Genomic DNA, 11842 nt, shown 5'->3' on the forward strand with positions numbered 1-11842 from the left:
ATGTCGTGTTTCTGAACGCTGGCAAGCTGGCAGGCTGCTGCCACGTTGCGGGAGCCCGCCATGAAGCCGCACAGGACACTGGTGAGTCTGAGCATGCGCGAACTGGACAGGCTGAAGGTCATTCAGGCGATCGTTGAGACGGGCCTCAAGCCTGGTCGTGCCGCCGAACGACTGGGATTGACGGTACGTCAGGTCGAGCGGCTGGTGAACCGTTACCGGGAGCACGGCGCGTCGGGCGTGGCATCCGGGCGGCGTGGCCGCCCGGGCAACCGGAAGCTCGACGACGGGCTGGCCTTGCGCGCCCTGACGCTGATCCGCGAGCGCTATGCGGATTTTGGCCCGACGCTGGCGCGCGAGAAGCTCGATGAATGTCACGGTATCCGGCTGGCCAAGGAGACCGTCAGGCGGCTGATGACCGATGCCGGATTGTGGACGCCGCGTGCGCAGCGCCCGCCGAAGGTGTACCAGCCACGTGCACGCCGGGCCTGCCTGGGCGAACTGGTGCAGATCGATGGCAGCGATCACCGGTGGTTCGAGGACCGGGCGCCGGCCTGCACGCTGCTGGTGTATGTCGACGATGCGACCAGCCGGCTGATGACGCTGCACTTCACGGCGAGCGAATCGACCTTCAGCTACTTTGAAGCGACGCGTGCCTACCTCGAACGTTACGGCAAGCCGGTGGCGTTCTACAGCGACCGCGCAAGCGTGTTCCGCAGCACGTGCGCCGGCAAGACCGGGCACAGTGTGACGCACTTTGGCCGCGCGATGTACGAACTGAACATCGACACGTTCTGCGCGAACAGCAGCCCGGCCAAGGGCCGCGTCGAACGGGCGCACCTGACGCTGCAGGACCGTCTGGTGAAGGAGCTGCGGCTGCGTGACATCAGTACCATTGACGCCGCGAACGCCTATGCGCCCGCCTTCATCGCCTCGTATAACGCGCGCTTTGCGAAGCCGCCCCGGAGCGCGTTCGACGCGCACCGGCCATTGCGGGACGATGAGGACCTGGACGCCCTGCTGACCTGGCGCGAACTGCGCCGCGTGACGAAGGCGCTGACGGTGCAGTACGACCGCGTGCTGTACCTGCTCGAGGATACGGTGGCGAACCGGCGGCTCATCCACCGGTATATCGAGGTGTGGGAGTATCCGGACGGGCGCATCGAGGTCCGGGCGGACGGCGCGGCCCTTCCCTGTGTCCCCTATGACCGGCTCGCCGAGGTCGACCAGGGTGCAGTGATCGGGCACAAGCGGCTCGGACATGCGCTGCAGGTGGCGCAGGCACTACAGGCGCAGCGCGATGACCGGCGGGCGTCGGGCTCGCCGTCGCGCACGAACCGGGGGGTGCCGGTCGAACGCGATCAGCCCCGGCCTGGCACGAAGAAGCAGCGCGAGTTCACGCGGGCCGACATCAACGAGGTGATCGTGCAGATTGCACAACAGCCGAACACGTCTTCAAAACCTGGCTGCCGGTCTGCAAAGTTCCGCTGAACGGACTGACACGCCCTGCCCGTTCACACATGTTGCTTCAACGCTGCGTGAGAGTTAAACCCTCAAATACAAATTCAAATCCAACCTCAAAACCCGACATCTGTATTTAGCCAGCACCCCGACATTTCAAACTGGCCTCGACATATGTAGCTGCTAAAAACATCGGCGGCCGTTCATGCGTCCTTTCCCGTCAGCCCTAACACCGAAAACCTGCTCGCCGTTGGTGATTTATCGCGTGCATTCTTAAAATAAATTTGCACCGTATGACCAAGGGCGACTTAATCGATGCATAAAGTCCGGCAAGCGATATTGGAATTCGCCAATTGCCTCGGTTTTGGCTGAAACGTTTTCGCAGATGTTCTGTTTCCTGGCCAGTCGCATAATCGCATCTTCTATGCGCAGGTACGCCCTGATGTGTCGTCGGCGGGCTTACTGCGCCGCTCTGCATGGGCGCACGACGGCCTTGCCCCTATCTACTGCAAGGGGCAGATTCGAGCAAAATTCGAATTCATTCTTATCATCTAATCACTTTCTATGAAATGTGAAACCGCTATTTTTCTATTTAATTTAGCCCTGATAATACGACTTATCGGGATTGAGGGCGTGCGCTAGAATGGGGGAATATCAACCAATGCCCCGCCCATGACTGTACGCGCCAGCCTTGCGAATCCGATACGCCGCCTCAAGTACGACGGCGCGGAGCCCGACGTTTTCTGCCCCGTCAAAGCCGTACCGATGACGCTCGGGCACGCGTGGTATTGGCACCGACATGTCCAGCCGCTCGTGAACGACCAGTATGTGAGTGCGACAGCCGGTAATGTTCGGCTGGACCCGCATGCCGGCGTGAGGGCTGACGTAGGTTGGAACTGGCCGTTGTACTATGCGATGGCGGGAACGACGAACCGCCTTAAGCAGGGCGCTGAGCGAGCCGTTGCGTGGACCATTGTGGCTGAGGTTTCGGAGGGATGGGTCCCTGTCGGGATGCTGACTTCGGTACCCGCTTACGCGTCCCCCTATCCGGGAGATCACTCAAAGCTGGCTTTCGTCTGGTATCTGTCGAATGCCCCGCGCGAGCATCTAGATCGTGTCGGTCTGCCGCCTTTGCTGGGAGTAGCATATATGCTCGTAGACGTCGCGATCCAGACACGGCTTGACCTCGGCGGGGACGCCTCCATCTTCTTGCATGCAGACCCCGCTGGCGGCGAAAAGCTAGTCGAGTTCTACGAGCGGAAGTGCAGGATGGCCCGGCTTTGGAACGAGAAACGCATATCGCTGGTCAGAAAAGTGGAGCCGGGGCAGTATTTCGCTATGGCCAACGAGCAGGCACGTGACTTTTGTGCGCGCTTTGACAAATATCGTGGCGATCAAACGTCGCAGGAAGGCTGAAAGATCATGTCAAATGTCAGTGTTACGGATGCGCAGCCGATGTTTTCGGATGCCGAGATGGCAGCCCTCTTTAATGTCCTTGGCATCGTCGGTGATGTGCACAGTGAGGCCGACTGCCAGACGGCTTTGACTGCGCTTAATGCTGCTCTGACGGACCCTGAGCGCGAAAAGGCTGTGACCGATCTACTCGAGCGAGTTAATTCGGAAGTCGCTCAGGAGACCGGTCGCCTGCCTGAGGGCAAGGTTACTCCTATCCGGATGACGTCTCTGGAGGATGATGGCGAACTGGATGACGATCAGCTGTCCACCGGCCGCGTGTTGAACTGGCGGGCCGATACACAAGGCAGCTTGGCTCATGCCAAGCATGTGGATCACTTCCTCCCGTCAGGTGGGACGAAGTCGACAACCTGGTTAAGTGCGAGGTGGGTGCGTCCGCGATGGAAAGAGCGAAATGCAACTTCTGCTTCGCTCGACAGTTTTATTGCCCGAGCCTACGAGTCACTCGAACACCAAAGACTGCCGATTTCCAAGCTCTGGTCGCTGCTCAGAGTCGACGAGTGGTTCAAGCGCAATGAAGTGAAATGGCGCACCGCCGAAGACGGTGTCAATGTGGCCGTGCGCCACGGCGAAAGTACCTGGGATGTCAAAGTCATGCTTATGCAGGAGACAGTATTTCTCCTAGTCATGAAGGATCACAAGACTGTCGTCAAGCGAGAAGTTGAGCGCTCCAGGCCGGAAGACTTTTCTAAGACTCTGCTTTCCGCGCTGGAGGGAGACGTGGACTCAGCTTATTTGACGCTAGATGCCGTTCACGAAGCGGCAGCCACACACCCGCTCGCCTTGCAATAGGGCCTCGGTGGAATGAGTGCAGTTCCCCGCTCCACCGACGCGCGCCAATGCCGACTAGCCGTCACCGGTTTAGCCCGCGGCGCGGGGTGAGCGCTAAGCGCGGGTTCGCAGTATCTTTGGCCCGACCAATGTACGACATAAGAGATAGCAGAGATTGCGTCGGCCTCCGCTATCAGCACCGCTGGCGAGACTAATCGTTCTCAACGACCGTATGGGTGCCACGGGCGCAGCGGCCGCCGAAGGTCTTCCAGCCGCGCAACCATCGGGCGTGTTATGGCGAACTGATCCAGATTGACGGCAGCGATCATCGCTGGTTCGAGCAGCGGGCGCCGGCGTGCACGCTGCTGGGATGAGGGCTGGCCGGTAAAAGCAAAAAATCCGCCGCATCTCAACGTAATGCACTGATTCGAAATGAAAAAAACCGTTGCAACTTGTCGGAAAAGGGCAAGCATAAGCTCGCCGAGGACGTTTGTGCCTTCGCCAATACGGTTGGGGGGATCTTGTCATCGGCCTGGTGCCGTTCGAGAAGACTGACAGCGATTCGGTCGCCGCCAAGGCGATTGAACCCATGCGCGTCGACAAGCTCGACGCAACGTTGCTTGAGCTCGTGAGCAGCCTGCGCGGCTCATTCAGTGCCGCTAGCTGCCGGCGGCCACGTCATCGTGATGCGTGTGGGTGCGAGTCCCCTTGCCCCGCACCGGGTCGTCCGCATGAAGATCTCATCAATCGGGCGAAATGTCCCACATCCTCTTCGCTTGAACGAAGGCGTCGAGCTTTTTTAGATAGTTGTTCTCCATGCGCAACTGCTCCACTTCCGCAACAGATCCTCGCGGCTGCAGTCTTCATCCGCAGCCGATTGCTTTTTTGGTGTCGACGGTTTCGGCATTCTGAGGGTAGAAGTTGCAGGCCGTGAACGTCCCGCGGCCAAACTGCCGTCATCATACTGCCGCTCCCACACTGCGATGATATTGAAATTGCGAACGTTCGCGAGCGCCGCAACCTGACGGAATGAAAGGCCTTCCCTCCGCATCCGCTCCACAACTCCACCCTTAAATTCAGCGCTATATTGCTTGTGCCAGAAAAGCCGCGAAAGAATGCAACTCGCACGCGGCTGGTTCTTGTGCACAAACCTTCCTCGCCGTGCGCTTGATATGCCGCTATCCATTTCCGAAGTGACGAAACGTCCACGTAGTGGCGGGCCGCAACTCTCTTTAGCCCGGCATGGCCGGCGCAGTAATCCTGCGTTGCCGACAGTTTCTTCTTCTCGCTGTATTTCACCAAAAACCCTAAAAAGGGTGTCCAACTTCGTGGGGTCAGTTCATTCCCAGAGGATTGAGCAGTGCACCGTTATCCGGCTCCATATGACCCACACATTCGTGGTGAATTCATCATTCATGCGAGCCGAGAAATCCGAGTCGGAACGAAGCTGCTTGGCAAAACCGTTGTTCGCCGCAGCACGATGAGCCGACCGTGTTTTTAGACCGGCCGACCATCGGTCTGCTGCTGTGAAAGGAGAAGAACCGGCTCGTTGCGGAACATGCGTAGCGCTGCGTAGCCAAGCCGATGGGTGGCGCCGAATACCAGTTCATGCGCGAAGTACCGGAATCACTGGAGACGGGCTTACTCACCATTGGCCACACTGAGGCGGAGTTACGGCCCGATCTTCCTGACGCAGGCACATCGGAATTGTCAGCACCCCACTCTGCTCTCAACCAGCCGTCGGGCAGCTGTCGGTTACCTAGCAACAAAGTCGTTCGCAGTCAGCCACAGCGGTTCGTCAGGTCGCGCTAGCAATTTTCTCTGTGCGACTGCGACGATGCGGTTGCGACCGTTTTGAAATGCCTTGAGCGTACGCGCTGGGTCGGCGCTACGCGGTAACCAGAAATGCTGCACGAGCGCGTCACGCGCAATTGCGCCTTCAACCTCGCGGCCGCAAATCGACAGCATGAAAACCACGGCGCGTCCGTCTGGCGAGACGACGGGCGCGAGATCAAGAACTTCCATGACATACCTCGACGATAAAGTCTGCGGTCTATGTATTTGTACTGCGCCGCTCGGCAATAAATCTACCAGAAGATACAAGCAGCGCAAACGTCTATGACGCAACAGCCAGTTTCACCGTTACCCCCGATTGCTAACCGGAGTAGCAACGTTCGTTTGGCTATCTTTTGAGGCGCCTGCTCGTTAGTCGGCCCTGAACAATTCGTTTCTCATGTCGCTGGCGTCACGCGATCACGACGGCAGCACCGTTGTAGTTGAACAAGGCAGCGAGAATGAAGACAAAAAGAAGCCGCAGCTTCCGGAGGATCATCCGAAGGTTGCGGCCGCCGCCGCGCAGCACAGCGTGCATCGCGTCGCCCAGCGCTCCTTTTAGCCAGTTCCTGTCGAGTTTCCGTCCGCCTTCATGTGGCCGATGGCGGGCTCGATTGCGCTGCGTCGCCTGATCATCGCCCTCAGTGCGCGCGTGATGCCGCGCCGCAGGCCGGGGTGATAGACCTTCACGCCATCAATCGCGACGCCCTTGTAGCCACGGTCCACGACGGCGACCTCTGGCGTGACATCGCTGAGGATCGCCGCCTGCTCCAGCGCCTCAGCCAGCGTGTGGCCGTCGTATGGGTTGCCCGGCATCGAGCGCCTCCCCACCACGACCCCTTGCTTGTGAGTCATCGTGATCGACACCTTCGCGCCAAATTCGTATGGCGTGCGGGCCTTGCCCTTGGCCAGACACTCGACTTCCGGTGCGTGCAGGGCATACAGCTTGTTCTTGTCCTTGGGCTTCTGCGACAGAATCCGCTTCGTGCGGCCAATCAGCTCCTGTAATGCCGCGCGGCTGCAATCGGCCACCGCGTCGAGTTGCCGCTCGACATCGCGCACCACCCGACCCACAAGCGAGCGCAACGTGCGCAGGGTCTTTCTCATCCGTTTGTATCGCTTTGCATGCGCGTAACGACTGATCTGCCTGGCCAGCCATGGCGCCTCGCGGTTGTAGTTCTGGCGCAGCTTCAGGCCGTGCCTCGCAGCAGCCTTCACCAGATGTCCGCGACACCGCTCGAGCAGGAGTGAATCGGTAGGATGCGCGATCGCCTTCTCCATGACGGTCGTGTCGACGATTACGCGTTTCACGCTTGAAGCCTTGATTACGCCGGCGCGCTTGGCTGCTTCAATCGTCTCTGCCAGCAGCTCCTCAACTCCAGCTTCACCCAGCCGCTTGCGCCAGTGTGTCGCGCTCGAAGGGTCGATTGGCGGTTCCGTCCGCAAGTAAGTCTCGCCAGTGAACAACTGCCAATACAGGTTCTCGCCCCATTGCCAGACGACCTCTTCGTCGGACCGGTCGAAGGCGTGTTGCAGGTATAGCAGGGCCGCAATCAGGCGCGGTGATGTAGCCGGGCGCCCCTTGCCGGGAACGAAGCGCTCACTCATTGACGCGCCCAGCCGTTCCCAGTTGATCAGGTCAGCCAGACGCACGAACGGATGCTCTAGGTTGATCTGTTCACGCAGCGGTTGCCGGAAGAAAATCTCCCTCCGTCCAGGTGTCTTGAGACCCATCCGCACCCCGTCAGAAATTGCAGGATTCACGCATCAATATGCCAGGTCCCTGCAATTCCCACCACACCATTTGGCCCGTAAAGCCTCACCACACAAGGACTTCCGAATTGTTCAGGTTCGACTCGTTAGAGACGGGGTTAGTAAGGAACATAGACGGTTAGTTACGTCTTGGAAGCCAACACATATATTCCCCAAAGCCTTGACTTTAACCGCTCCGTTCGCGCCAACCCCGAAAGCTAGTCTCGATGAGGCTCGCAGACGAATTCGCCCCCTTCTGAAAACCCGCAATCAGTTGTCCTTCTTTTCTAACGAAGGCCATCCGCATTGCGCACTGAAATATCGCTCGTCCCACGCGTTCAAGCGTGTGGCTGCGTCAACAACATAACGGTGTCCGCGTAATCGAGGTCACGGGGTCAAATCACCTCCAGCTGCCCACTGAGTTCGGACGCGGTGTCTTCAAATTCACGTCGGAAGCTGCGCGAGAGGTGATCGATGCCTGCCAGACGTTGTCGGACAACGATTCAATGGGTTGCGCAGTCTGCTTGGTGGCGAAGCGCTTGTTCTACGGCGGCCACCATCACGTCGCTCACCACATAGCCCTATGTCCGCCAGTTGTCGCCGCCGAGCTAATCGCTTCTCAGTCGCAGCAGTCCAGTGCGACTGTTATCCGCAGTGGCGTTCAATGGTTGCACCGGAACTCAAAACCGTCGGATAAAGCCGACTTGCCAATAAGAGGGGGATTATGACGGGTCGAGCAGCAACTTGAGTTGTGCGAGGCCGCGCCTGATCCAGCTCTTAGCCGTCCCTTCTGGAACGCCAAACGATCGCGCAAGTTCACGATAGGCGAGACCGCCAAAAAACGCCGCTTTCAATGCGTATCGATGATTCGCTTGAAGCTGACGCAAGCCGTTCTCGATCTGCGCGCGCGCTTCGCTCATCTCCGCAAGCGCGAGAGGTGAAGGGCCGTTATACGGTATGGCTTCGGCCACATTGTCATCGAGCGGGCAATATCTGAATCGACGGACGTGGTCGATGGCCTTATTGCGAGCGAGCGAGACGAGCCAGCTCATTCCGTTGCCCCGCGCAGGGTCGAACGACGACGCCAGATGCCATGTCGTCGCGAAGGCCTCCTGCAATACATCTTCCGCGTCAGCTTCGTTCCGTATGATGCGCACGATCACCGAATGTAGACGTCGAGCCGTGACCCGATACAGCTGCGCAAAGTGCGACTCGCTGCCCTGTGCCGTATGGAGGAGAAGTTGGCCAACGTAGTCGAGGTCTACTCGCGAGTCCGCACGATGCAGGCGTTGCATTGTCGTGTGATGGGCGCGCGCACACGCATCTCGACCCGCAGCATCGCTGCACGATGGCGTTGCCTTGGGTGATTCGCGTGAGAGCGATGCTTGTTCTAATACGGCAGCGTCTTGCATCTTAGCTTCCATGGTGCATGGGTGGCATGAGGTAAAACGCGACCGTAGCGCGCTCTGCTTGATCTCAGCTGTTCTTTCGTTTGATCAGCGAAAAAAACTCTTTCCGCAGAGCGGAATCTTCGAGAAAGCGGCCTCTCATCACACTGGTTGTCATCTGCGCGCCGTCGTCCTTGGTGCCCCGCCAGTGCATGCAAAAGTGGTCTGCCGCGATGACTATGGCGAGCCCGTCGGGAGCAATGCGCTGCTCTAGGAGGTCCGCCATCTGTTTCACGGCCTCTTCCTGAATCTGAGGCCTCGACATGATCCAGTTCAACAGGCGCGAGTACTTTGAAAGCCCCGGCAAATTTGAGCGCGCATTCGGCAGCACACCAATCCAAGCATGACCCATGATGGGACAAAGATGATGCGAGCATGTGCTACGCAGGCGTAGCGGACCCACCACCATCAATTCGTCTAGCTGGCCGACATTGGGAAATTCAGTCACCCGTGGCGCCGATCCGTAGCGGCCAGCGAACACCTCCCGCAGATACATCTTTGCTACGCGTTTTGCTGTGTCGCGCGTGTTGTGATCGTTGTCTACGTCGATCACCATAGCGCGAAGCGCGTTGGCGATATGTACGGCAACCTCTTCCTCCAACGCGCTCAGTTCGCCGTCGTTGATGAATACGGAAATATTGTCGTTGGCGTGGAAACGCTCACCTGCCCGCTTCAGCCTCTCGCGTATGACGCTTGATGCAGAAATGTAGGGCGGTGTGGCGTTATCCACGGAAGCTCTGCAGTCGATCACGGATCCCATCTACTTCTCCTTAGATTGGCATACAGCAGCTAGCTACTAACGCGTTGTCAAGTGGACCGGTGCGGTGCGCGCACGCGTCATCTGATCCTCGTGAGCCAGAGGCGCACTCCGGCGAATACCACTGGCATTAGGTATCGCAAGCGGATTTACTTGCCAAAAGTGGCAGCGATAGCGCTCCCGACCAAGTCTTTCAACGGGAAAGCTACACGTCATGCGTCGATATAATAGTTCATGGAGAGTTAGGATGCAATAATGTCAACTCATAGAAATCATTCTCACGCTGCCGGGCGTCAGGTTGCCATGCAACCCGTGCACGTCATCACAGCGCAGAGAGAGTTGGCTCTTACCGTCGCGACCGGCCCCGTTCGCTTCATGGGGCACGGATACGCTTTCGTTGAGCATGACCGCAAGCGGTTCAAGGACATCCGGGGTGTTGGTCGCCCCTTCCGATCGTACGAAAGAGTTGAAAAGGAACCGGCAAGCCACGCATTCCCATCGGCATTGGATCGGGCCTCCAACCACTTATGAAACGAAAATACGTGGGTGGGAGCGTGTTTTGAACGAGCGTGTCGCGGCGGCCCCCTCGGGCTTGCGGATCTGCATCCGCCGGAGTTAAGCCAGAAGCGAAAAGGGTCGCCAGCCTGTCCGAGCCATTCGGCCAGCCGCGACTCAATCTGTCGGCTCGCCGAATGGCTGGGACACCGATCATGCCGGTGACGCGTGCGTCTCTCGTATTCGCCCGTTGCCCGCGTGCCGTCCTGAAAAGGTGTGCGAACTCCCCGGCATGTCGAAGAACTCGCTCTATCGCGGAGACCATGCGCAGCTCTACAGCATCAGCATCGCGTTTCGGCAGGCACATAGGTTCTTTCGCTGCGGGATTCGCCTCGTAGGCGCGCCGAGCCTCATCGTGGTTAGTGTACTGACGCTGCTATGTGCGCTCCGCTTGAGGTTCAGAAAGAATCTCTCCAATCAGCGAAACCGACGCTCCCATGTTGCGAATCACGCGTCGACTCGCCCGGATCGGCTCAAGATGAGCGGATACGGAGCTGTCAGAAATCTTGTGTGCTGAGGTCGGTTTAAAAAAGCTCAGCTGATGGCAACGGTAAAGCACTCGCCGAACAGAATGGCGAATTGATTGACTGCTTGTCCCCATGATAGGTGGCATCTTCCAGTCCCTTTCGATGCTGCGCGAGACCAGGTACAGCAGTTTGCTGGCCGCGTTGGAGCGCGACAATTAAGTTGGCCGGCACATTGACTCAAGTCGTTTGTTACGAGGCTCGGGTTGTTTCCTCGTGTAACTTGCTATATTCCAGACGGCTGGCAGGAGCGACTCATGACGAGGCGACTCAGCATGGCGACAAGACGGGACTTGGTTAAGGCGGTCGGCGAGGGTGACCGACGTTCGGACCGGAGCGGCAAACGCCAGATGCTGGACGGGTCCCTCAAATTGACGGGCTATCATCGCAAGCACGCGATCGGCCTGCTATGCAATCAAGCGCGGGCGTCGAAAGCGGTGCCTGGTCTCGCTCACCGCTACACCGACGAAGTACCTGCAGCCACTATCGAGTTTTCGGGAAGAGCGGAATAGGAGTTGCGCCCTGGAAGCGTTCAGCCGTCTGCACGTTGCACAACCGAGCACGCGTCGACACGGCAGCCGGCCTCCGTACCGAGCTGGCAACCAAAGCGTCATGGACTGAAACAATATTGCGGATCGGCACTTTGGCGTGTTGCGCGCCCGACGCCATTGCGCTGGACGATGCGATCAAGCATGCAGACACGGAAGACCGTTGCGGCTAATGGCCAGACCCCCATGGCAAAACTCAGGGTTGATAACGGTCAGATAAGTAGTAGGGACCCTGCGCGTGACTGCGCGGCGCACAGAATCCACCTTGGACCATTTAGCTACCGGCGTAGATATTGCAGAAGCTGACTGGGCCGACGCAAGCAGGTTGTATAGCCGTATGCGACCCAGCACCCGACGCTGAACTGCCGCTTTGCGCGATGCCGCCGACGGCTTGCATAGTCAGTTGCTGATCGCTTTGCGCTGCGACTTTCGCTTCCGCTGCTTGAATATCTGCCGGATAGTTCACATCGTCACCGCTGGTAGGCCGATATCCAGCGCGCTCGACGCGGACCAGATCAGCACGAACTTCCGCGCGTGTGAGCGGAGCGCTGCTTTGAGCGAAGCTGAGTACCGGAGCGCCAAGAGCGGCAGCGGCGAGAGCGAGGCTTACGAACAATTTGGACATGATCAATACTCCTTAAGCAAGTTAATGATTCGCGGCGCGAAGCCGCCGATAAAATCGCTTTGCACACATCGACGGCATCATTTAGACAATCGCTAATT

7 protein-coding genes and 3 pseudogenes are annotated in these 11842 nt (G+C 58.5%); 3 read left to right on the plus strand and 7 right to left on the minus strand.

What is annotated here, in order from left to right; genetic code table 11:
- Positions 1-60: 60 nt before the first annotated feature.
- The 3 genes from OH764_RS33860 (at position 61) to OH764_RS33870 (ending at position 3723) form a co-directional block, all read left to right on the plus strand.
- Positions 61-1488: an ISNCY family transposase gene (locus OH764_RS33860; RefSeq protein ID WP_498851353.1), complete on the plus strand. Its 1428-nt coding sequence runs from the start codon at positions 61-63 to the stop codon at positions 1486-1488.
- Positions 1489-2130: 642 nt separating this feature from the next.
- The gene (locus tag OH764_RS33865) at positions 2131-2874 is read left to right on the plus strand and encodes a hypothetical protein (RefSeq protein ID WP_498851354.1); all 744 of its coding nucleotides are present in this window, start codon (positions 2131-2133) and stop codon (positions 2872-2874) included.
- A 6-nt stretch (positions 2875-2880) separates the two neighbouring features.
- Positions 2881-3723: a hypothetical protein gene (locus OH764_RS33870; protein WP_498851355.1), complete on the plus strand. Its 843-nt coding sequence runs from the start codon at positions 2881-2883 to the stop codon at positions 3721-3723.
- A gap of 1734 nt (positions 3724-5457) precedes the next feature.
- Here the strand turns inward: OH764_RS33870 and OH764_RS33875 are convergent.
- The 7 genes and pseudogenes from OH764_RS33875 to OH764_RS33905 all read right to left on the minus strand — a co-directional run bounded on the left by OH764_RS33875 (position 5458) and on the right by OH764_RS33905 (position 11744).
- Positions 5458-5727, minus strand: coding sequence for a DUF1488 family protein (locus OH764_RS33875; RefSeq protein WP_498851356.1), 270 nt, complete (start codon positions 5725-5727; stop codon positions 5458-5460).
- 220 nt (positions 5728-5947) lie between these two features.
- A pseudogene (locus tag OH764_RS33880) lies at positions 5948-7269 on the minus strand (IS5 family transposase).
- A 461-nt stretch (positions 7270-7730) separates the two neighbouring features.
- Positions 7731-7981 (minus strand): annotated as a pseudogene (locus OH764_RS33885) (IS3 family transposase); the annotation flags it as partial.
- Between the two features lie 28 nt (positions 7982-8009).
- A complete protein-coding gene (locus OH764_RS33890; protein WP_498851357.1) occupies positions 8010-8582 on the minus strand; it encodes a sigma-70 family RNA polymerase sigma factor in 573 nt (190 codons plus the stop codon).
- A 181-nt stretch (positions 8583-8763) separates the two neighbouring features.
- Positions 8764-9495: a GTP cyclohydrolase I gene (folE, locus tag OH764_RS33895; RefSeq protein ID WP_498851358.1), complete on the minus strand. Its 732-nt coding sequence runs from the start codon at positions 9493-9495 to the stop codon at positions 8764-8766.
- A gap of 1086 nt (positions 9496-10581) precedes the next feature.
- Positions 10582-10714, minus strand: a pseudogene (locus tag OH764_RS33900) (IS256 family transposase); the annotation flags it as partial.
- A gap of 679 nt (positions 10715-11393) precedes the next feature.
- Positions 11394-11744, minus strand: a complete 351-nt coding sequence (locus tag OH764_RS33905) for a DUF4148 domain-containing protein (RefSeq protein WP_498851359.1) — start codon at positions 11742-11744, stop codon at positions 11394-11396.
- Between the last annotated feature and the right edge of the window lie 98 nt (positions 11745-11842).

Source organism: Burkholderia sp. M6-3, assembly GCF_050858985.1.
Classification (GTDB): domain Bacteria; phylum Pseudomonadota; class Gammaproteobacteria; order Burkholderiales; family Burkholderiaceae; genus Paraburkholderia; species Paraburkholderia caledonica.